Here is a 20,339-nt window from a genome sequence, read left to right as displayed (position 1 = left end):
GCCGTGCGCGGGAACCGTGGCTCCGACCACGGTTCCCGCGCACGAGGGGTGGTCGTCGGCGGGGTCGCGGTGTTCTGGCTCGTCTCGCTCGTGGCCGGCACGCTCGTCCCCGGCTACTCGCCCCGTGCCGACTACGTGTCGAGCCTGGCCGGGCGCGGGTCGTCGGTGGCCGTGTTCGGGATCGCCGCGATCGCGGCGCTCGGCCTCGCCCACCTCGGCGCGGCGACCGTGTGGCGCGGTGCCGTCGCCGTGCCGCTCGCCCTGGCCGGGCTGGCCGGTCTGACGATCGCCGCGTTCCGCACGGCCTGCCCGCTCGGCGCGGCCGGCTGCGGGACGCCGCCGAACTACGCCCCGGCCGACCTGGCCGGCTCCGTGCACGGCCTCGCCGTCCTCGCCTACGAGGTCGCGCTGCTGGCGGCGATGGCCGTGGTGGCGGCGCGCCTGGCCCGCACCCGCCCGCTCGCCGCCGCGCTCACCGTGGTCGCCGCCGTCCTGTCCGTGGTGCTCGGACTGAACATCGACGGGTCCGACCTCGGGGCGTGGCAGCGGGCGTGGCTCGTCGTGAACACCGGGTGGCTGGTGGCGGCGGTCCTGCTGCTCAGCCCGCGAGCACCGCGCGGACCGACTCCGCCAAGCCCGTGGCCGGACGGCCGAGCAGCTTCTCCAGGTCGTCGGAGGGCTCGGCGAACAGGCCCGACGCGATGAGGTCGTGCACGAAGCCGATGCCGCCGAGCTCGGCCGACGGGACGGCGCGGTAGGCCACCGGCGTACCCGACACCTCCCCGACGACGCGCGCGAGGTCGGCCAGCGTCCAGAGCGGGCCGCGCAGCTCGTAGGCGACGCCGGCGTGACCGTCACCGGTGAGGGCGGCGGAGGCGGCGAGGCCGAGGTCGCGGATCGTCGCGAAGTTGACCGGCTTCCCGCCGTCGGCGCCGAAGATCTCGCCCGCGGCCACGGCGTCGCGCAGGCCGGGGTTGACCAACGCCTCGCTGTAGAAGGTGTTGCGCAGCAGGGTGTGCGCCACGCCCGACTCGCGCAGCAGGCCCTCGGTGGTGGTGTGGTCGGCGAGGAAGCCCTGGCCGTCCTCGGCGCCGATCGCGCTGGTGTAGACGATCCGGCCGACGCCCGCGTCGCGCGCGGCGTCGATGGCGTTCCCGTGCTGGCGGGGGCGGACGCCGGGCGTGACGTCGGGGGAGGAGACGAGCAGCAGGACGTCGACGCCGGCGAACGCGGCACGCAATGAGGCCGGGTCGTCGTAGTCGCCCGCGCGGACGTCGACGCCGCGGTCGGCCAGGTCGGCGGCCTTGCGCGGGTCGCGGGCGACGGCGACGAGCTCGGTGGCGGGGATGCGGGTGAGGAGGTCGTCGACGACGACGCGGCCGAGGTTCCCGGTGACTCCGGTGACAGCGATCATGGCTCCGACGGTAGCGCGTGCACTATCGTTCGGTAAGTACGTACCTTCTCGTAAGTGCCGGAGGCGGATGTGAGCACGCAGGTCCTGGACGCGACGTGGCCCCCGCGGGGTGACGTGTTCGACAGCCGCTGCCCCAGCCGGTCGGTCCTCGACCACGTCACGAGCAAGTGGGCCGTCCTCGTGCTCGCGGCGCTCGACACCGGCGAGCTGCGGTTCAGCGCGCTGCGCCGGCGCATCGACGGGGTGAGCGAGAAGATGCTGGCCCAGACGCTGCGCACGCTGGAGTCCGACGGCTTCGTGGCCCGCGAGGTCGCCCCCACCACCCCGCCGCAGGTGACCTACAGCCTCACCGATCTCGGGAGCGGCCTCACCGCGCAGCTCACGGGCCTGCTGGACTTCATCACCACCCGCCTGCCCGAGATCCAGGCGGCGCGCCGGCCCTGACGACCCGCGAGTGTGCCGCTCACGCCCGGCGAGTCCGCCGACCACCCGGCGAGTTTGCCGCTCACGCCCGGCGAGTTTGCCGACTGGGAGCGAGCGGCAGCGGCGAACTCGGCGGGCGGCAGCGGCGAACTCGCCGGGGTCCGGGGCGAACTCGCCGGGGTCCGGGGCGAACTCGCCGGGGTCCGGGGCGAACTCGCCGGGGTCCGGGGCGAACTCGCCGGGGTCCGGGGCGAACTCGCCAGGCGGCGGCGGCACACTCGCCGGGGTCTGGGGTGCGGGTCAGCCGACGGCGGTGAGGGTGTCGGCGTGCTGCTCGTCGGCCTGCGTCGGGCGGGTGCGCTCGCCGTCGAGCAGCGGGCAGTCGAGCCAGTTCTCCGGGATGCCGAAGGCGTCGACGAGCTCACGGGCGTGCGGGCGGAGCTCGCCGCACAGGGCGTTGACCGCCGTCGTGACGGCCTTGGTGCGGGCCGCCGTCAGGTAGCCGTGCTCGACGAACCACGCGCGGTCGCCCTCGATCACCGACAGCCCGTGCAGCGCCAGGACCCGCCCGAGCAGCGGGTGCTGGTCGGCGACGGCGGCGAAGGCGTCGAACACGATCCGGTCGACGTGCGCGCGGGCGGCGGTGAGCAGGTGGTCCTGCGCGCCGTTGAAGACCGCGAACTGGTCGGCGCCCGGCGCCAGGGCCTTGCGCATCCGCAGCGCGCCGCTCGCGATGAGGTGCTCCTCGCGCCGGGCCAGCAGCCAGCGCTGGTAGCCGGGGTCGCGCAGGTCGCCGCGGCGCAGGACCGAGCGGGCGCCGGTGCGCTCCAGCACGGTGCCCGCGACGAGGTCGGCGCCGAAGCGGACCTTGCCGGCGAGGTCGAGCTTCCCGACGCGGCGGCCGTAGTCCGACAGCAGCGTCTTCGCGACGAGCTGGAGCAAGACGGTGTTGTCGCCCTCGAACGTCGTGAAGACGTCGGTGTCGGCCTTGAGCGCGGGCAGCAGGTTCTCCGCCAGGTAGCCCGCGCCGCCGCACGCCTCGCGGCAGGTCTGGATGGTGCGCGTGGCGTGCCAGGTGCCGACGGCCTTGATCCCCGCGGCACGGGTCTCCAGGTCGCGCTGGCGCTCCTCGTCGAGCTCGGCACCGGGCTTCTGCAGGTCGTGCATCTGCGACACGAGGTCGTTCTGCGCGAACTGCAGCGCGTACGTCGTCGCCAGGGCGGGGAGGAGCTTGCGCTGGTGCACGAGGTAGTCGAGGACGACGACCTCCTCGCCGGTGGCCGGGTCGCTGAACTGGCGGCGCGTCTCGCCGTAGCGGACCGCCAGCGTCAGCGCCTTCTGCGTGGCGCTGGCCGCGCCACCGGCCACGCTGATGCGGCCGCGGACGAGCGTGCCGAGCATCGTGAAGAAGCGGCGCGTCTCGTTGGTGATGTGGCTGGAGTAGACGCCCTCGGGGGAGACGTCGGCGTAGCGGTTGAGCAGGGCCTCGCGCGGCACGCGGACGGAGTCGAACACCAGCCGCCCGTTGTCGACGCCGTTGAGCCCGGCCTTGACGCCGCAGTCGGTGATCGTGACGCCCGGCACCGCGTCGCCCGCCTCGGTGCGGATCGGCACGAGGAAGCAGTGGACGCCGTGCGTCTCGCCGTTCGTCACCAGCTGCGCGAACACCGCCGCCATCCGCGCGTCGCGGGCGGCGCCGCCGATGTAGTCCTTGCGGGCGCCCGGCTCCGGGGTGTGGATCACGAACTCGTGGCTGTCCGCGTCGTAGGTGGCCGTGGTGCGCAGGTGCTGGACGTCGGAGCCGTGGCCGGTCTCGGTCATCGCGAAGCAGCCCAGCAGCGTGCCGTCCATCATGTCGCGCAGGTAGCGGTCGTGGTGGCGGGCGGTGCCCAGCGCCTGCAGCGCACCACCGAACAGGCCCCACTGGACCCCGGCCTTGACCAGCAGCGACAGGTCGCCGTGGCCGAGCATCTGGAACGCCGCGACGACACCGCCGACGTCGCCCTGGCCGCCGTAGGCCGGGTCGAAGCCCTGGTGCGGGCGCCGGCTGCGCGCCAGCGCGCGCACGGCCTCGGCGATCTCGGCGCGGTACTCCTCGGTGGAGGCGTCGGGGTCGGGCGTCAGCGCGAGCTCGCCCATCTGCGCGCGGACGTCGTTGCGCACGTCGGCCCAGCGGCCGTCGAGCACGGTCTGCAGGTCACTCATGAGTCCTCCTCGGAGGGGGTTGCCACGACGCCGGAGAGCCCGGCCCAGGCGAGTTCGGTGAGGTGGGTGGCGAGCTCGGCGCGGGTCATCCCGGCCGGTCGGGCCAGCCAGTTGTCGGCGGCGGCGCGGACCATCCCGACGACGCCGTGCCCCCAGGGGACGGCGCGGACGGGGTCGCCGGTGCGGGCCGCGATGACGGCGGCGGCCTGGTCGCCGATGAGGGAGACGAGGTCGGCGACCGGATCTGCGTCGAGCGCGCGGTCAACGAGCGGGCGGTGGACCACGAACCGGTACACCTCGGGGTCGTGCTCGATGAGCCGCAGGTAGGCCTCGATGCCCGCGGCGGTCTGCCCGTGCGGGCCGTCGGCACCGTCCATCGCGGCGCGGACCTGGCCCAGGAGCACCCCGGCCACCCGCTCGCACACCGCCACGTACAGCTCGGTGCGGTCGGCGAAGTGCCGGTAGACCACCGTCTTGCTGGTGGCGGCCTGCGCGGCCACCTCGTCCATGCCCACGCCGGCGCCGTGCGCGCGGATGGCCAGGATCGCGGCGTCGGTGAGCTCGACGCGGCGGGCCTGCCGGTGGGCGTCCCATCGGCTGGCGCGGCGGTCCCGGGCGCTCTTCACGGAACCGAAAGTACCGCGTACTTGCGGTACCGGCTACGCGACGCGGGTCACGTATGCGGGACCGCCAGTACCGGGTACCGTTCGTACCATGACCCGTTCAGCCCGGCAGGCCGCCGTCATCGGGGGCAACCGCATCCCGTTCGCCCGTGCGAACGGGGCCTACGCCCAGGCCACCAACCTCGACATGCTCACCGCCACCCTCGACGGCCTCGCGGCGCGCTTCGGCCTCGCCGGCGAGCGCATCGGGGAGGTGGCCGGCGGCGCCGTCCTCAAGCACTCCCGCGACCGCGACCTCACCCGCGAGTCCGTGCTCGGCAGCCGCCTCTCGCCCTACACCCCGGCCTACGACGTGCAGCAGGCCTGCGGCACCGGGCTGGAGACGGCCGTCCTCGTCGCGAACAAGATCGCGCTCGGGCAGATCGAGAGCGGCATCGCGGCCGGTGTCGACACCGCCAGCGACGCCCCCGTTGCCCTCAACGACGACCTGCGCCGCGTCCTCATGAGGCTCAACGGCGCCCGGTCGCTCGCCGACCGCCTGCGCGCCGTCGCGGGCCTGCGCCCCGGCCAGGTCGTGCCGGAGGTGCCGCGCAACGCCGAGCCGCGCACCGGCCTGTCGATGGGCGAGCACGCCGCGCTGACCGCGCTGGAGTGGCACGTGTCCCGCGAGGCGCAGGACGAGCTCGCCGCCGCCAGCCACCGCAACCTCGCCGCCGCCTACGGGCGCGGCTTCTTCGACGACCTCGTGACGCCGTTCCTGGGCCTCACCCGCGACGCGAACCTGCGCCCCGACACCTCCGCGGAGAAGCTCGCGACGCTCAAGCCGGTGTTCGGCGGGCCCGAGGGCACGATGACCGCCGGCAACTCGACGCCGCTCACCGACGGCGCCTCGGCCGTGCTGCTGGGGTCGGACGAGTGGGCCGCCGAGCACCGCCTGCCGGTGCTGGCGCACGTCGTCGACGCCGAGACCGCGGCCGTCGACTTCGTGCACGGGGCCGACGGGCTCCTGACCGCACCGGTGCACGCCGTGCCCCGACTGCTCGAGCGCAACGGCCTCACCCTGCAGGACTTCGACTTCTACGAGATCCACGAGGCGTTCGCGTCGACCGTGCTCGCCACGCTGGCGGCCTGGGAGGACCCGGCGTTCGCGAAGGAGCGCCTGGGCCTCGACGCTCCGCTGGGCTCGATCGACCGGTCGCGCCTCAACGTCGCGGGGTCGAGTCTCGCCACCGGGCACCCGTTCGCCGCGACCGGCGGCCGGATCGTCGCGACGCTGGCGAAGCTCCTGCACGAGAAGGCCCGCGACACCGGCACGAAGGGCCGCGGCCTGATCTCCATCTGCGCAGCCGGCGGCCAGGGCGTCGTCGCGATCCTCGAGGCGGCCTGAGATGAGCAACGACACCCTGCGCGACCTCTCGCAGAACCCGCTCGTCCAGCGCCTGGGCGTGCCCCGCATCCCCGTGCTGCGCCGCCACGTCCCCGGCGCGCCGCTGCTCGACGGGCCCGCGCTCGTCGGCACCGTCGGCGGTGGGACGTTCGCCGACGCGGTGCGCGCGCTGCTCAAGAACGAGGGCGTGGCCGAGGCGGCCGAGGGGAAGGTGGCCGGCGTCGTGCTCGACGCCACCGCCGCCCGCACGCTCGACGACCTCGCCGCCGTCCAGGAGTTCCTCACGCCCGCCGTGCGCCGGCTCGCCCCGAACGGGCGGCTGCTGGTGCTCGCGCCGGAGCCCACCGAGGACCCCGAGGCCGCCGCCGTCGCGCAGGCCTTCGACGGCATCGTGCGCTCCGTGGCCAAGGAGGTGCGCGCGGGCGCCACGGCGAACCTGCTGGTCGTGCACCCCGACGCCCCGCCCGCCGCGCTCGACTCGTCGGTGCGGTTCCTGCTGTCGGGCCGCTCGGCCTACGTCGACGGGCAGGTCGTGCACGTCGGCGTGCCGGTCGGGCCGGAGCAGGACCCGATCGGCATGGACGCCCCCGCGGAGCCGGTGGCCCCGCTGGCCGGGCGCGTCGCCGTCGTCACCGGGGCGGCGCGCGGGATCGGTGCGGCCATCGCCGACACGCTCGCCCGCGACGGCGCCGTGGTCGTCGCCGTCGACGTCCCCGCCGCGGGCGAGGCGCTCGCCGCCGTCGCCAACCGCACCGGTGGCACCGCGCTGCAGCTCGACATCACCGCTCCCGACGCCGCCGACCGCCTGCTCGCCCACCTGCGCGAGCGGCACGGGCGCGTCGACGTCGTCGTCCACAACGCCGGGATCACCCGCGACAAGCTGCTCGCCAACATGGACGCCGACCGCTGGAACGCGGTCCTCGCGGTCAACCTGCGCGCCCAGCTGGTGATCAACGGGGCCCTGCTGGAGGGCGACCTGCTCTCGGACACCGGCCGGATCGTCTGCGTGGCCTCCACCAGCGGCATCGCCGGCAACCGCGGCCAGACCAACTACGCCGCGAGCAAGGCGGGCGTGATCGGGATGATCCGCGCGCTCGCGCCGCGGGCGGCGGCGCGCGGCGTCACCGTCAACGCGGTCGCCCCCGGGTTCATCGAGACCGAGATGACCGCGCGGATGCCGCTGGGCACGCGCGAGGGCGGGCGCCGGATCAACAGCCTGCGCCAGGGCGGGCTGCCCGTCGACGTCGCCGAGACCGTGGGCTGGCTGGGCCAGGCCGAGAGCGGTGGCGTGACCGGGCAGGTCGTGCGGGTGTGCGGGCAGAGCATGATCGGGGCCTGACGTGAGTCTCGCTCCGCTGTACGCGAAGGCCGCGGTCGGGTCGGTCGGACCGCGGGCGTCGACGCTGCCCGGCACGGTCCTGCACCGGACCGTCGACGTCGACCGCGCCCACCTCGCCGACTACGCGCGGGTCTGCGGCTTCCGCCTCTCCGACGCACTGCCGCCGACCTACCCGCACGTGCTCGCCTTCGCGCTGCAGGTGGAGCTGATGGCGGGCCGGTCGTTCCCGCTGCCGCTGCCCGGGCTCGTGCACGTCACCAACACGATCACGGTGCACCGGCGGGTCGACGCCGCCGAGCGCCTCGAGATCGCCGTGCACGCCGAGCGGTTCGCCGGGCACCCCAAGGGTGCGCAGGTCGACCTCGTCGCGGCCGTGGACGTCGGCGGCGAGCGCGTCTGGGACGGCCGCAGCACCTACCTGGCCCGCGGCGCCCGCGCGCCGGGTGCGGCCGCGGAGCCGCCCGCGGCCCCGCCGGAGGTCGGTGACGGCCCGGCGTCGGCGGTGTGGCGGGTCGAGGCCGACACCGGACGGCGCTACGCGGCGGTCAGCGGCGACGTCAACCCGATCCACCTGCACCCGCTGAGCGCGAAGGCGTTCGGGTTCCCCCGGGCCATCGCGCACGGCATGTGGACGGCCGCGCGGTCGCTCGCGGTGCTCGAGGGCCGCCTGCCCGAGGCGCTGACGCAGGTGGTCGCGTTCGGCCGCCCGCTGCTGCTGCCCTCGACCGTCGAGCTGCGCACCCGCGCCACCGGCGACGCCTGGGCGCTCGACGTGCGCTCGCGCGGAGGCGTGCACCTGACCGCGGCCGTCGCTCACGCGGGCTGACCTGCGAGGATCGCCGGCGTGGCGAGGCGGCGGTGGGTGATCGGGCGGCGGGTCCGCGCGGCGCTGCTGTCGGCCGTCATCCTCGCCAACGTCATCGGCGCCGGGGTCGTGCTGCTGCTCTCGGCGTGGGTGCTGCCCAGCGGGCCGGTGGACGAGGAGAGCCCGGCGCTGGTCGTCAACCTCGTGGCGTTCGGGTCCTACCTGCTGCTCGCCGTGCTGGTCGGGGCGCTGTGGGGGAGCAAGCGGTTCCGGATGCGGGTCGGCGGCGGCACCGCGGTCGAGCAGCGCCGCGAGCACCGGCGCGTGCTGTACGGGCCGCTGCGCCTGACCACCGTGCAGGGCGCGCTCTGGATCACCGCGGTCCTGCTGTTCGGCGGGCTCAACGCGCAGTACTCCTGGCGGCTCGCGGTGCAGGTCGCCGAGACGACGCTGCTCGGCGGCATCACCACCTGCGCGCTGTCCTACCTGCTCAGCGAGCGGATCCTGAGGCGCACCACCGGCCGCGTGCTGTCGACGCAGCCCCCGCGGCGGCGCGTGCTGCCCGGGGTGGTCGTCCGGTCGCTGCTGTTCTGGGCGCTCGGCACGGCCGTCCCGGTCGTCGGGGTGCTGCTCGCGGCGGTCTCCGCGCTGGTCTACGGCGACGTGCCCGCCGCGCAGCTCGCCGTGATCGTCCTGAGCATCGGCGGCACGGCCCTGCTCACCGGGCTGCTGGCGACGGTCGGGGCGGCGCGCGCGGTCGCCGACCCCGTCAACGCGGTGCGCCGGGCGATGCGCCGCGTCGAGCGCGGCCGGCTCGACGCCGAGGTCACCGTCTACGACGGCACGGAGCTCGGGCAGCTGCAGAGCGGGTTCAACACCATGGTCGCGGGGCTCGCGGAGCGCGAGCGGATCCGCGACCTGTTCGGCCGCCACGTCGGGCGCGAGGTCGCCGAGGCTGCGGCGGCGTCGGCGGAGGTCCGCCTGGGCGGCGAGGTGCGGCCGGTCGCGGTGCTGTTCGTCGACCTCGTCGGGTCCACGCAGCTCGCGGTGCACCGCCCGGCCGAGGAGGTCGTCGGGGTGCTCAACCGGTTCTTCGGCGTCGTCGTCGAGGTCGTCGAGGAGCACGGCGGCTGGATCAACAAGTTCCAGGGCGACGCGGCGCTGGCCGTGTTCGGCGCGCCCGTGGGTCTGCCCGACGCGGCCGGGTGCGCGCTGGCCGCGGGCCGCGACCTCGGCGCCCGGCTCGCCGCGGAGCTGCCCGACATCGAGGCCGGGATCGGGGTGTCGGCGGGCGACGCGGTGGCCGGCAACGTCGGTGACGTGCGGCGCTTCGAGTACACCGTCATCGGCGACCCGGTGAACGAGGCCGCGCGGCTCACCGAGCTGGCGAAGTCGCTACCCGGCGGCGTCGTCGCGGCGGGGCGGGCCGTGGAGCTCGCCGACGAGGGCGAGCGCCGGCGCTGGGAGCCGGCCGGGGAGACCGAGCTGCGCGGGCGCGGCGGGCCCACGAAGCTCGCCGTTCCGGCTGGCAGCATGTCGTCGCAGGACGGCCGGAAACCGCGCGAGATCGGCGCGGATCGACCGTAGCGTCGGCGGCGTGACGACCACCGCCGCTCCCCGTCTGCACACCGGTGCCCTGCTCGCCGTCGCCGTCACCGTGGTGGCGTGGGCGTCGGCGTTCGTCGCGATCCGCGCGGTCGGCGCGTCCTACGAGCCCGGGCCGCTGGCGCTGGGCCGGCTGCTCGTCGGGGCGCTCGCGCTCGGCGCCGGGCTGCTCCTGAGCCGGAGCCGCTGGGTCACGCCCACGCCGCGCGAGTGGGGGCTGGTCCTGCTGTGCGGGCTGGCCTGGTTCGCCGTCTACAACGTCGTGCTCAACGCCGCGGAGCAGCGCATCGACGCGGGCACCACGGCCATGCTCGTCAACGTCGGGCCGATCCTCATCGCGCTGTTCGCGGGCCTGCTGCTGGGCGAGGGTTTCCCGCGCTGGCTGCTCATCGGCGGCGGTATCGCGTTCTGCGGGGCGGTGCTGGTCGGTGCGTCGACCGCCGACACCGGCAGCGCCGACGTCCTGGGCGTGCTGCTCTGCCTGGCCGCCGCCGTCACGTACGCGATCGGGGTGCTCGCGCAGAAGCCGGTGCTGCGCCGGCTCCCCGGGCTGCAGGTGACGTTCCTGGCCTGCGCGATCGGCGCCGTCGCCTGCCTGCCCTTCACCCCCGGCCTGCTCGCCGACCTCGCCGCCGCCCCGGCGAGCGCCACCGCCGGGCTCGTCTACCTCGGGCTGGTGCCCACCGCGCTGGCGTTCTCGACGTGGGCCTACGCGCTGGCCCGGATGGACGCGGGGCGCCTGGGCGTCACCACCTACCTCGCGCCGCCGATCACGATCGTGCTGTCCGCGGTGCTGCTCGGCGAGCTCCCGCCCGTGCTCGCGCTGGTGGGCGGGGCGGTGTGCCTGGTGGGGGTGGCGCTGTCGCGGCGGCGCTCCCCGGTCCGGAGTCAGATCAGGTAGTCCTCGTCCCGCGCGTCGGTGATCAGCATGTGGCCCGGGGCGTGCGCGATCGCCAGCGGCGGGCGCGACTCCACCACCGCGGCCTGCGGCGTCACCCCGCACGCCCAGAACACCGGCACGTCGCCGGGCTCGGACGCCACGGCGTCGCCGTAGTCGGGGGCGTCCAGGTCGGCGACGCCGAGCTCGCGGGGGTCGCCGACGTGGACCGGCGACCCGTGCACGGCGGGGTAGCGGGCCGTCGTCGCGACCGCCGTCGCCACCAGGGACTCCGGCACGTACCGCATCGACACGACCAGCGGCCCGGACACGTCCCCGGCCGGGCGGCAGCGCCACGACGTCCGGTACATCGGCACGTTGACGCCCTGCTCGACGTGCCGCACGGGCACGCCGGCCGCCCCGAGCGCGCGCTCGAAGGTGAAGCTGCAGCCGATGAGGAAGCTGACGAGGTCCTCGCGCCACCACTCCCGGACGTCCGTCGGCTCCGCCACCTGCTCGCCGTCGACGTAGACGCGGTAGAGCGGGACGTCGGTGCGCACGTCGCCGTCGAGGATCGGGCCGGCGACGGCACCCGCGTCGAGGACGTCGAGGACCGGGCACGGCTTCGGGTTGCGCTGGGCGAACAGCAGGAAGTCCCACGCCCGGTCGCGCGGGACGCTGATCAGGTTGGCCTGCGTGTACCCGTCGCACCAGCCGGCGGTGGGGGTGACGAGGCCGTCGCGGAAGCGGGCGCGGGCGTCGGCGGGGTTCACGGGCTCTCCTTCACGGGGGACCGCACGAGGCGGAAGCGGATCTGCTGCCCGGGGCGGGCCTGGGCGGCGCGGTCGACGTCGGCGTCGAGGACGACGGCGACGACCGGGTAGCCGCCGGTCACGGGGTGGTCGGCGAGGAACAGCACCGGCTCCCCGCCGGGCGGCACCTGGATCGCGCCGCGGACCATGCCCTCGCTGGGCAGCTCGTCGGTCCGGCTGCGGCGCAGGGGCTCGCCCTCGAGCCGCATGCCGACGCGGTCGCTGCGCCCCGACACCGTCCACGTCGTGGCGGCGAGCGCGGCAGGGTCGTCGACCCAGTCGTCGCGGGGGCCGGGGACGGCGCGCAGCGTCAGGACGCCGGCGGACGGCGTCGCGACCGGGGCGACGTCGACCCGCGGCAGCTCCGCGGGCTCCGGCCCGACCGGCAGCACGTCGCCGGGGGACAGCGCGGCCGGTCCGACGCCGGACAGCACGTCGGTGCTGCGCGAGCCGAGCACCGCGTCGACGGTGATCCCGCCGCGCACGGCGACGTAGCTGCGCAGGCCGGCGGGCGGCGGGCCCAGCCGCAGGGTCTGCCCGGCCCGCAGCACGACCAGGGCGTGGTGCCCGACCGGGGTGCCGTCGACGTCGGCGGGTGCGGGGGCGCCGGTCACGGCGAGCAGCAACGGGGCCGGGACGTCGTCGCCCGCGCGCAGCACGAACCCGCCGAACGTGACCTCGACGCCCGCCGCGCCCGGCGGGTTGGCGACGAGCCGGTTGCCCAGCGCGAGAGCGCCGCGGTCCGCGGCCCCCGACCGGCCCACTCCAGTGGCGGCGGCCCCGACCCGCCCGAGATCCTGGACGGAGGCGAAGGCGCCGGGGGCCACCACCTCCACCACCCGTCCGCACCTCGGAGTCGGCACGCGGTCGTGGGCCCCCTCCGCAGCGCGTTCCGGCTCCGAGGTGCGCACGAAGCGGACCTGCGCGCCCGGTCTCAGGAGCGCCGGTTGGTCCCGCTCCTCGTTCCACAGGTCGGCGGTCGTGCGGCCGATGAGCTGCCAGCCGCCGGGGCTCGACCGCGGGTAGACGCCGCTGAACTCCCCGGCCAGCCCGACCGAGCCCGCCGGCACGCTGGTGCGGGGCTCGTCGCGGCGCGGGACGTGCAGCCGCTCGTCGCCGCCGGCGAGGTAGGCGAAACCGGGCGCGAAGCCGCCGAAGGCCACGCGCCACGGCGTGCCGGTGTGCGCCTCGACCACCCCGTCGGCGCCCAGGCCGGTGAGCCGGCCGACCTCCTCGAGGTCGGGGCCGTCGTAGACCACCTCGATCTCGACCGTGTCCCCCTCGGGCGGCGCGGCCGAGGGGTCGACGGTCAGCGCCTCCACCGCCCGGCGCAGCGCCGCGAGATCGGTGCCCGGCGCGGCCGTCAGGAGCACCGTGCGGGCGGCGGGGACGACGTCGAGGACGCCGGGCAGGTCGGCGGCGCGGGCGGCGTCGGCCAGGGCGAGCACCTCGTCGAGCCCGGCGACCTCGAGCAGCAGCGCGGCGTCCCCGCAGGGCAGCACCTTCACGCGCCGCCACCTCCCGCCCCCGTTGCAGGAAGGCCACCTTGCTGTGCGGAAGCGTCAGCAAGGTGGCCTTCCTGCAAGTCCGGAGCCCCCACGAACGCCCGCACCTCCACCCCGGCGCCGGCCAGCGCCGCCCGCACCGCGCGGGCCATCTCCACCGCCCCCGGCGAGTCCCCGTGCACGCACGCCGACTCCGCCCGCACCGCCACCACCGTCCCGTCGACGGCCTCGACCGTGCCGTCGGTGAGCAGCCGCAGCACGCGCGCGGCCACCTCGTCCGGGTCGTGCAGCAACGCACCGGGCTCGGAGCGGGGCACCAGCGCGCCGGCCGGGGTGTAGCCGCGGTCGACGAAGAACTCCGGCACCGCACGCAGCCCCGCGGCCTCGGCGGCGGCCAGGAGCTCGGACCCGGGCAGTCCCATCACCGGCAGCGCGGGGTCGTAGTCGCGCACGGCGTCGAGCACGGCCCGCGCCTGCACGGCGTGGTGCACCGTCGCGTTGTAGAGCGCCCCGTGCGGCTTGACGTAGCGCACCGTCGTGCCCGCCACCCGGCACATCGCCTCCAGCGCGCCGAGCTGGTAGAGCACGTCGTCGGCGAGCTCGCCCGGGTCCATGTCGACGAACCGGCGGCCGAACCCGGCCAGGTCGCGGTACCCCACCTGCGCCCCCACGACGACGCCGCCCGCCGCGGCCCGCGCGCACGTCCGTCGCAGCGTCGACGGGTCGCCCGCGTGGAACCCGCAGGCCACGTTGGCCGAGGTGACCAGCTCGAGCATCGCGTCGTCGTCGCCGAGGGTCCAGCGGCCGAACGACTCGCCGAGGTCGGAGTTCAGGTCGACGTTCACAGGTTCGCCAGCCCGCCGAGCGACTGGTAGCCCAGGTACAGCGTCAGCAGCCAGGCCAGCACGCCGATGCCGAGCAGCCAGGCCGGGTAGCGGTAGCCGCCCAGCAGGTCGCGGCGCCGCCACGCCACCCACAGCACGACGGTGAAGCCGATCGGCAGGATCAGCCCGTTGAACGCGCCGGCGAACACCAGCAGCGTCACCGGCGCGGTGCCGACCAGGACGTAGATGAGCGTCGACAGGGCGATGAAGGCGACGGTGAGCAGGTTGCGCCGCCGCGGCGAGGTCTCCGAGGAGGTCATGAACGACACCGAGGTGTACGCCGCCCCGATCACCGAGGTGATGCTCGCGGCCCACAGGATGATCCCGAAGACCCGCAGCCCGACCTGCCCGGCCGCCGCCTCGAACGCGCTCGCCGCCGGGTTGTCCTGCGCCAGCGTCACGCCGCCCGCGACCACGCCGAGCACGGCGAGGAACAGCAGCACCCGCATCAGGCCGGTCACCAGGATGCCGACGACCGAGCTCCGCGAGATCGCGCCGACGTGCTCGGGCCCGGTGAGCCCGGAGTCGAGCAGCCGGTGCGCGCCCGCGTAGGTGATGTAGCCGCCGACGGTGCCGCCGATCAGCGTGGTGATGACGAGGAAGTCGACCTGGTCGGGCAGCACGGTCTGGCGCAGCGCGTCGCCGACCGGCGGGCCGGACACGATCGCCACGTACGCCGTCATCAGGATCATCACCGCCCCGAGCACGACGACGATCCGGTCCAGCGCGACGCCCGCCCGCTTGCTCAGGAAGATCGCGATCGCGAGCAGCGCCGAGATCGCGCCACCGATCTTCGCGTCGACGCCGAGCATCGCGTTGACGCCCAGCCCCGTCCCGCCGACGTTGCCGATGTTGAACACCAGCCCGCCGACGACGACGAGCACCGCCAGCAGCCAGCCGACGCCGGGCGCCACCTTGTTGCCCAGCTCGTGGGCCCGCTGCCCGCTGACCCCGATCACCCGCCACACGTTCAGCTGCACCGCGACGTCGACCAGGATCGACACCAGCACCGCGAACGCGAACGCGGCGCCGAGCCGCGCCGTGAACGTCGTGGTCTGGGTGATGAACCCCGGACCGATCGCGCTCGTCGCCATCAGGAACATCGCGCCGAGCACCGCGCCGCGGCTCGTGGCCGAGCCGATCGCCGCCTTCATGTCGTCCGCCATGTGGGCTCCCTCACTCGTGGATGTGGTGAGCGTAAGGATTGTTCAACAATCCGACAAGAGGAAGCCCGGATCGGAAACACGTCCTTCACCTAGGCTGGCCCGGTGACCTCCGTCGACGCCCTCGCCTCGCTGGGTCGCGCCCGCGCGCTCGTCCTGCGCACGACCACCGCGGAGCGGGTCGCCGACGCCGTCCGCGAGGAGGTCGTCGAGGGCCGGCTGCGGCCGGGCGAGCGGCTCCCCGAGCAGGCCGTCTGCACCGCGCTGGGGGTCTCCCGCAACACCGTCCGCGAGGCGCTGAGCCAGCTCGTCGCCGAGCGGGTGCTGGTGCGCGAGGCCAACCGCGGGGTCTTCGTGGCCCAGCCCGACCGCGACGCCGTCCGCGACGTCTACCGCGTCCGCCGCCTCGTCGAGCCCGCCGCGGTGCTCTCGGGCGAGGCCTGGGACGCCGAGCGGGTCGCGACCGTTCGCGCCGCCGTCGACGAGGGCCGCCGCGCGGCGGACACCGGCGACTGGGCCGGCGTCGGCAGCGCCAACCAGCACTTCCACCGGGCCCTGGTGGCGCTGGCCGGCAGCCCCCGGCTCGACCAGCAGATGGCCCTGCTCCTGGCCGAGATGCGGCTGGTGTTCCACCGCGTGCCCGACGTCCGCGAGTTCTTCGAGCCCTACCTGGGCCGCAACGACGTGATCTGCGGCCTGCTCGAGGACGGCGACCGGGAGCGGGCCGCCCGGGAGGTCACCGAGTACCTCGCGGCGGCCGAGGCGCAGCTGCTCGCCGCGTACGACCCGCGCTGACGGGTTCCCGCCCGCTCCGATGAGTTCCGCCGGTGCCCACCGTCCTACTGGCAACGGACACTCGGATCGGGGAGACGACATGACCGCCACCGCAGACAGCACCACCGGTACCACCACCTCGCGCCGCGCCGGGCGGATCGCGCTCGGCGTCCTGCAGGGCCTGATCGTGCTGGCGTACCTGTTCTCCGCCTACTCGAAACTCTCCGCCGACCCGCAGGCCGTCGCCGGTTTCGAGCTGATCGGGCTGGGCCTGCCCGGCCTCTACGCCATCGGCGTGATCGAGCTGCTCGGCGCGCTCGGCCTGCTCGTCCCGCGCCTGATGGGCCTCGCGGCCACCGGTCTCGTGCTGCTGATGATCGGGGCGACGATCACGACCGCGGTCGTCGTCGGCGGCGCGCTCGTCCTGGTGCCGGCGGTGTACCTGGTGCTGGTGTCGGTCCTGGCCTACGCCCGCCGGCGGGAGACGGCGGCGCTGCTGGCCTCGCTCCGCCGCTGACACGGCGGACGCAGGAACGCCGGACGGCGCGGTGACCCACGAGGGGTGGTCACCGCGCCGTCCGGCGTGGGGGTGGTGCGGCTCAGGCGTCCATGTCGGTCGCGAGCAGCTCGGCCAGCGCGGCGACCGCGGCCTCGGAGTCGGCCCCGTCCTCCTGCGCGGTGAGCACGACCTCCTCGCCGCTGCCCACGCCGAGCCCGAGCACCGAGAGGATGCTGCGGGCGTCGACCGGGCCGCGGTCGCCCGCGGCGATGGTGACCTTCACCGGCTGGGCGGCGGCGGCCTTGGTGAACAGGGTGGCGGGGCGGGCGTGCAGGCCCACCGAGGATCCGACGGTGACGCGGCGTTCGACGGTCATGGGGGGTGCTCCTGTGTCAGACGGGCGGATCAGACGGCGACGGCGACGGGCGCCGTCTCGGTGGCGGGCCGGCGGCGGGAGTTCTTGAGCGCGACGACCAGCGCGGTGGAGACGAGCGTGCCGACCACGATCGCGATGAGGTAGCCGAACGGGTTGCCGATCAGCGGGAGCACGAAGATGCCGCCGTGCGGGGCCCGCAGGGTCGAGCCGAAGGCCATGGACAGCACCCCGGTCACGGCCGAGCCGGCCATCAGCGAGGGGATGACGCGCAGCGGGTCGGCCGCGGCGAACGGGATGGCGCCCTCGGTGATGAAGGAGGCGCCCAGCAGCCAGGCGGCCCGGCCGTTCTCCCGCTCGACCTCGCTGAACAGCTTCTTGCGCACGACGGTGGCCAGCGCCATCGCCAGGGGCGGGGTCATGCCGGCGGCCATCACGGCGGCCATGATCAGCAGCCCGGCCTCCGAGCCGCTCTCCAGGCCGGCGAGCGCGAAGGTGTAGGCGGCCTTGTTCACCGGGCCGCCCATGTCGAAGGCCATCATCAGGCCGACGAGCGCGCCGAGGAGCAGGGCGTTGGCACCGGACAGGCCGGTCAGCCAGTTGGTCAGGCCGGTGTTCACCGCGGCGAGCGGCGGCCCGATGACCACGAACATCGCGATGCCGACCACGAGCGTGCCGAGCAGCGGGTAGACGACCACCGGCATGATCCCGGCCATCGCCTTGGGCACCGAGAACCGCTTGAGCCCGAGGACGACGGCACCGGCGAGCAGGCCGGCGATGAGGCCGCCGAGGAAGCCCGCGTCGATCTCGGCGGCGATCGCCCCGCCGACGAAGCCGGGCACGATCGCGGGGCGGTCGGCCATCGCGTAGGCGATGAAGCCGCCGAGCACCGGGATCAGGAACCCGAAGGCGAGCGCACCGATCTGGAAGAGCAGCGCTGCCCAGCTCGCCAGCGCGAGGGGGTCGAAGCCCTCGGTGACGGCGGGCGAGTCGGTGACCTGGTACCCGCCGAGCGCGAAGCCCAGGGCGATGAGCAGGCCGCCCGCGGCCACGAACGGGATGACGTAGGAGACGCCGGTCATCAGCCAGCCGCGCAGCTGCGACCCGAAGCCGGGGCCGAAGTCCTTGGTGGCCGGGGTGGCGGTGCGCTGCGCGGGGACATCGGCCTTCGGGGCCTCCGCGGCCTCGACGGCCTGCGCGACGAGCAGGTCGGCCCCGCTGATCGCCTTCTTCACGCCGGTGCGGATGGTCGGCAGGTGCGCGAAGCGCTCCTCGTCGCGGACGGCGACGTCGGCGGCCAGGATGATCGCGTCGGCCTCGGCGATCTGGGCGTCGGTGAAGGGCGTGGTGCCCGCGGAGCCCTGGGTCTCCACGACCATCTCGTGCCCGGCGTCGGCCGCGGCCTGCTCGAGCGCCTCGGCGGCCATGTACGTGTGCGCGATGCCCGTGGGGCACGCGGTGATCGCGAGGAGCTTCATGCTGCGCGTGCTCATCCGGCGACCTCCTTCTGGATGTAGTCGGCGACGTGACCGGCGTCGGTCGCGCCGAGGAGCTCGTCCTTGAACGCCCTGCGCACCAACCGGCGGGCCAGCGCGGCCAGCACCGTCATGTGGTCGGTGCTCCCGCCCTCCGGGGCGGCGATCATGAAGACGAGCCGCGCGGGGCCGTCCTCGGCGCCGAAGTCGACGCCCTCGGTGCTGCGGCCGAACGCGAGCGTCGGCTCGGTGACGGCGGTCGAGCGGCAGTGCGGGATGCCGATGCCGCCCTCGAGCCCGGTGGCCATCTGCTCCTCCCGCGCCTCGATGTCGGCGAGGAACCGCTCGATGTCGGTGACGCGCCCCGCCTTCTCGAGCCGCTCGGCGAGCGAGCGCACGGCGGTGCGCCGGTCGGCCGACGGCAGGTCGAGGTCGACGAGATCGGCGGTGATCAGGGCGGTCATACGGCTGCTCCGGTGAGGTGGAGGGTGGTGTCCGGCGTGCCGACCACGCGGACGTCGTGGAGGTCGATCTCGTGCGGGCCGGGCATCGCGCTGCCCGGCAGGCGGCACGCGGCGGCCCCGTAGGCCACCGCCTGCCGGAGTGCGTCGGGACCGGCGCCGCCGGCCGCCAGGAACCCGGCGAGGGTGGCGTCACCCGCGCCGACGGTGCTGCGCACGGCCACCGGGGACGACACGGCGTGGTGCTCGCCGCTGTCGTCGACGAGGAGCGCGCCCCCCGCCCCGAGGCTCACCAGCACCGCGCCGACGCCCGCGGCGCGCAGGCCGCGCGCGGCGTCGAGGACGTCGCCGATGCTGGTGAGGGGCCGGCCGACGAGCTCGGCCAGCTCCTCGTGGTTGGGCTTGATGAGGTCGGGGCCGGCGGCGCAGGCGGCCCGCAGCGGGGCGTCGCTCGCGTCGACGGCCACGCGGACGCCGGCGCTGCGGGTGCGGCGCACGACCTCGGCGTGGAAGTCGTCGGGCATCCCTGCGGGCAGCGAGCCGCAGGTGACGACCCAGCTCGCGTCGGCCGCCAGCGCGACGACGGTGTCGGCGAGCTGTGCGACCTCGGCGTCGGTGAGGACGGGCCCCAGCTCGTTGATCTTGGTGGTGGTGCCGTCCGGCTCGACGACCGTGATGTTGGTGCGGGTGGCGCCGTCGATGGCGACCGTGGCGGCGCGGACGCCGTGCAGGTCGAGCAGGTCGGTCAGCCGCCCGCCCGGCGCGCGGCCGCAGGGGAGGACGGCGATGGTGTCGAGGCCGGCGCTGGTGAGCGCGCGGGCGACGTTGACGCCCTTGCCGCCCGGGTCCAGCCGCACCGACGTGGCGCGGTGGACCTCGCCGCGGAGCAGGCGGGGGACCTCGACCGTGCGGTCCAGGCTGGGGTTCGGCGTGACGGTGACGATCATGTTAGGCGCGCACCACTCTCGGTCCGGCGGCCGACAGCGCGGCCGCGTCGGCCGCCGCCAGACCGGTGTCGGTGATCAGCGCGTCGACCTGGTCGATCCGGCCGAAGCGCACGAACTGGTCGGCGCCGTGCTTCGCCGAGTCGGCCAGCACCACGGTGCGGCGGGCGGCGGCGAGCATCGCCTTCTTCGCGGCGGCCTCGGCGCGGTCGGGGGTGGTCAGCCCGCGCTCCACGGAGAAGCCGTTGGTGCCGAGGAAGGCGACGTCGGCCGTCAGGTCGCCGAGGACGTCGAGCGCCCACTCGTCGACCGTGGCCATCGTCGTGCCGCGCACCCGGCCGCCGAGCAGCAGCAGCGTGACGTTGGGCCGCGCGGCGAGCACCGAGGCGATCGGCAGGGCGTTGGTGACGACGGTGAGCTCGCGGTCGGCGGGGAGCAGCGCGGCGAGGCGGGCCGTCGTCGTGCCGGCGTCGAGCAGGACGGTGGAGGCGCCCTCGAGCTCGTCGAGCGCCGCCTTGGCGATGCGGTCCTTCTCCTGCGTGGCGACGGCGTCGCGGGTGGAGATGCCGGGCTCGAAGCCGAGGAGGTCGGCCGGGATGGCCCCGCCGTGCACGCGGCGCAGCAGGCCCTGGCGCTCCAGGGCGCCGAGGTCGCGCCGGATCGTCTCCGGGGTCACGTCGAGCTCGTCGGCCGTGGCGGCGACGTCCACCCGCCCGGCCTCACGGGCCCGGTTCAGCAACCACTGCTGCCGCTCCGCTGCGTACATCTTTG

The 20,339-nt window shown here is 75.3% G+C and carries 21 protein-coding genes; 9 read left to right on the top strand and 12 right to left on the bottom strand.

Annotated features, from left to right (window positions below; all coding sequences use genetic code 11):
• The first annotated feature begins 3 nt into the window (after positions 1–3).
• Entirely contained in the window at positions 4–705 is a 702-nt protein-coding gene (locus HOP40_RS08405) for a DUF998 domain-containing protein (RefSeq protein WP_172156341.1), read from the top strand.
• On the opposite strand, the gene HOP40_RS08400 is transcribed toward HOP40_RS08405, so the two are convergent.
• Positions 599–1,414, bottom strand: a complete 816-nt coding sequence (locus HOP40_RS08400; RefSeq protein ID WP_172156339.1) for an SDR family oxidoreductase — start codon at positions 1,412–1,414, stop codon at positions 599–601. The genes HOP40_RS08405 and HOP40_RS08400 overlap by 107 nt on opposite strands.
• A gap of 69 nt (positions 1,415–1,483) precedes the next feature.
• Between HOP40_RS08400 and HOP40_RS08395 the strand changes: the two genes are divergently transcribed.
• Positions 1,484–1,858 (top strand): winged helix-turn-helix transcriptional regulator, encoded by a 375-nt coding sequence (locus tag HOP40_RS08395; protein WP_226370074.1) that lies wholly within the window; start codon positions 1,484–1,486, stop codon positions 1,856–1,858.
• Between the two features lie 279 nt (positions 1,859–2,137).
• Here HOP40_RS08395 and HOP40_RS08390 read toward each other — a convergent pair whose 3' ends face one another.
• Both HOP40_RS08390 and HOP40_RS08385 read right to left on the bottom strand, forming a co-directional pair.
• Positions 2,138–4,042, bottom strand: a complete 1,905-nt coding sequence (locus HOP40_RS08390; RefSeq protein WP_172156337.1) for an acyl-CoA dehydrogenase family protein — start codon at positions 4,040–4,042, stop codon at positions 2,138–2,140.
• Positions 4,039–4,668 (bottom strand): TetR family transcriptional regulator, encoded by a 630-nt coding sequence (locus HOP40_RS08385; protein WP_172156335.1) that lies wholly within the window; start codon positions 4,666–4,668, stop codon positions 4,039–4,041. The genes HOP40_RS08390 and HOP40_RS08385 overlap by 4 nt, the downstream gene beginning before the upstream one ends.
• An 88-nt stretch (positions 4,669–4,756) precedes the next feature.
• Between HOP40_RS08385 and HOP40_RS08380 the strand changes: the two genes are divergently transcribed.
• The 5 genes from HOP40_RS08380 to HOP40_RS08360 are packed head-to-tail and all read left to right on the top strand — an operon-like array spanning position 4,757 to position 10,702.
• On the top strand, positions 4,757–6,052 hold the full coding sequence (locus HOP40_RS08380) for an acetyl-CoA C-acetyltransferase (RefSeq protein ID WP_172156333.1): 1,296 nt from the start codon (positions 4,757–4,759) through the stop codon (positions 6,050–6,052).
• A gap of 1 nt (position 6,053) precedes the next feature.
• Positions 6,054–7,391: a 3-oxoacyl-ACP reductase gene (locus tag HOP40_RS08375; RefSeq protein ID WP_172156331.1), complete on the top strand. Its 1,338-nt coding sequence runs from the start codon at positions 6,054–6,056 to the stop codon at positions 7,389–7,391.
• A gap of 1 nt (position 7,392) precedes the next feature.
• Entirely contained in the window at positions 7,393–8,217 is an 825-nt protein-coding gene (locus HOP40_RS08370) for a MaoC family dehydratase (RefSeq protein WP_172156329.1), read from the top strand.
• 18 nt (positions 8,218–8,235) lie between these two features.
• Entirely contained in the window at positions 8,236–9,783 is a 1,548-nt protein-coding gene (locus HOP40_RS08365) for an adenylate/guanylate cyclase domain-containing protein (protein WP_172156327.1), read from the top strand.
• Positions 9,784–9,793: 10 nt separating this feature from the next.
• Complete coding sequence (locus HOP40_RS08360) at positions 9,794–10,702, top strand: DMT family transporter (RefSeq protein WP_172156325.1); 909 nt, start codon at positions 9,794–9,796, stop codon at positions 10,700–10,702.
• Here HOP40_RS08360 and HOP40_RS08355 read toward each other — a convergent pair.
• The 4 genes from HOP40_RS08355 to HOP40_RS08340 are packed head-to-tail and all read right to left on the bottom strand — an operon-like array spanning position 10,690 to position 15,045.
• A complete protein-coding gene (locus tag HOP40_RS08355; protein WP_172156323.1) occupies positions 10,690–11,451 on the bottom strand; it encodes a putative hydro-lyase in 762 nt (253 codons plus the stop codon). The two genes, HOP40_RS08360 and HOP40_RS08355, sit on opposite strands and share 13 nt — an antisense overlap.
• Complete coding sequence (pxpB, locus tag HOP40_RS36575) at positions 11,448–12,998, bottom strand: 5-oxoprolinase subunit PxpB (RefSeq protein WP_172156321.1); 1,551 nt, start codon at positions 12,996–12,998, stop codon at positions 11,448–11,450. The genes HOP40_RS08355 and pxpB overlap by 4 nt, the downstream gene beginning before the upstream one ends.
• Positions 12,995–13,840, bottom strand: coding sequence for a LamB/YcsF family protein (locus HOP40_RS08345; RefSeq protein ID WP_172156311.1), 846 nt, complete (start codon positions 13,838–13,840; stop codon positions 12,995–12,997). Before HOP40_RS08345 ends, pxpB begins: the two co-directional genes overlap by 4 nt.
• Positions 13,837–15,045 (bottom strand): NRAMP family divalent metal transporter, encoded by a 1,209-nt coding sequence (locus HOP40_RS08340; RefSeq protein WP_172156309.1) that lies wholly within the window; start codon positions 15,043–15,045, stop codon positions 13,837–13,839. The genes HOP40_RS08345 and HOP40_RS08340 overlap by 4 nt, the downstream gene beginning before the upstream one ends.
• Positions 15,046–15,147: 102 nt before the next feature.
• Here HOP40_RS08340 and HOP40_RS08335 point away from each other — a divergent pair, with 102 nt between their 5' ends.
• Positions 15,148–15,837, top strand: a complete 690-nt coding sequence (locus HOP40_RS08335; protein ID WP_172156307.1) for a GntR family transcriptional regulator — start codon at positions 15,148–15,150, stop codon at positions 15,835–15,837.
• A 79-nt stretch (positions 15,838–15,916) separates the two neighbouring features.
• Complete coding sequence (locus HOP40_RS08330) at positions 15,917–16,333, top strand: DoxX family protein (protein WP_172156305.1); 417 nt, start codon at positions 15,917–15,919, stop codon at positions 16,331–16,333.
• 82 nt (positions 16,334–16,415) lie between these two features.
• On the opposite strand, the gene HOP40_RS08325 is transcribed toward HOP40_RS08330, so the two are convergent.
• Genes HOP40_RS08325 through HOP40_RS08305 form a run of 5 tightly spaced genes read right to left on the bottom strand, consistent with a single transcriptional unit; the run spans position 16,416 to position 20,334 of the window.
• Positions 16,416–16,691, bottom strand: a complete 276-nt coding sequence (locus HOP40_RS08325) for an HPr family phosphocarrier protein (protein WP_172156303.1) — start codon at positions 16,689–16,691, stop codon at positions 16,416–16,418.
• 29 nt (positions 16,692–16,720) lie between these two features.
• Positions 16,721–18,166 (bottom strand): PTS fructose transporter subunit IIC, encoded by a 1,446-nt coding sequence (locus HOP40_RS08320; protein ID WP_172168071.1) that lies wholly within the window; start codon positions 18,164–18,166, stop codon positions 16,721–16,723.
• 11 nt (positions 18,167–18,177) lie between these two features.
• The gene (locus HOP40_RS08315) at positions 18,178–18,627 is read right to left on the bottom strand and encodes a PTS sugar transporter subunit IIA (RefSeq protein ID WP_172156301.1); all 450 of its coding nucleotides are present in this window, start codon (positions 18,625–18,627) and stop codon (positions 18,178–18,180) included.
• A complete protein-coding gene (gene pfkB, locus HOP40_RS08310) occupies positions 18,624–19,571 on the bottom strand; it encodes a 1-phosphofructokinase (protein WP_172156299.1) in 948 nt (315 codons plus the stop codon). Before pfkB ends, HOP40_RS08315 begins: the two co-directional genes overlap by 4 nt.
• Before the next feature lies 1 nt (position 19,572).
• The gene (locus tag HOP40_RS08305) at positions 19,573–20,334 is read right to left on the bottom strand and encodes a DeoR/GlpR family DNA-binding transcription regulator (protein ID WP_172156297.1); all 762 of its coding nucleotides are present in this window, start codon (positions 20,332–20,334) and stop codon (positions 19,573–19,575) included.
• Positions 20,335–20,339: the final 5 nt, after the last annotated feature.

The sequence above is a fragment of the Pseudonocardia broussonetiae genome, assembly GCF_013155125.1.
Classification (GTDB): Bacteria; Actinomycetota; Actinomycetes; order Mycobacteriales; family Pseudonocardiaceae; genus Pseudonocardia; species Pseudonocardia broussonetiae.
Note: the sequence above shows the minus strand (reverse complement) of the source record. Positions and strands in the feature narration are given on the sequence as shown.

Coding starts and splice junctions, on each gene's coding strand:
- HOP40_RS08400 (WP_172156339.1), bottom strand. CDS start 1,414: ATGATCGCTGTCACCGGAGTCACCGGGAACCTCGGCCGCGTCGTCGTC.
- HOP40_RS08390 (WP_172156337.1), bottom strand. CDS start 4,042: ATGAGTGACCTGCAGACCGTGCTCGACGGCCGCTGGGCCGACGTGCGC.
- HOP40_RS08380 (WP_172156333.1), top strand. CDS start 4,757: ATGACCCGTTCAGCCCGGCAGGCCGCCGTCATCGGGGGCAACCGCATC.
- HOP40_RS08375 (WP_172156331.1), top strand. CDS start 6,054: ATGAGCAACGACACCCTGCGCGACCTCTCGCAGAACCCGCTCGTCCAG.
- HOP40_RS08340 (WP_172156309.1), bottom strand. CDS start 15,045: ATGGCGGACGACATGAAGGCGGCGATCGGCTCGGCCACGAGCCGCGGC.
- HOP40_RS08330 (WP_172156305.1), top strand. CDS start 15,917: ATGACCGCCACCGCAGACAGCACCACCGGTACCACCACCTCGCGCCGC.
- HOP40_RS08325 (WP_172156303.1), bottom strand. CDS start 16,691: ATGACCGTCGAACGCCGCGTCACCGTCGGATCCTCGGTGGGCCTGCAC.
- HOP40_RS08320 (WP_172168071.1), bottom strand. CDS start 18,166: ATGAAGCTCCTCGCGATCACCGCGTGCCCCACGGGCATCGCGCACACG.
- HOP40_RS08315 (WP_172156301.1), bottom strand. CDS start 18,627: ATGACCGCCCTGATCACCGCCGATCTCGTCGACCTCGACCTGCCGTCG.
- pfkB (WP_172156299.1), bottom strand. CDS start 19,571: ATGATCGTCACCGTCACGCCGAACCCCAGCCTGGACCGCACGGTCGAG.
- HOP40_RS08305 (WP_172156297.1), bottom strand. CDS start 20,334: ATGTACGCAGCGGAGCGGCAGCAGTGGTTGCTGAACCGGGCCCGTGAG.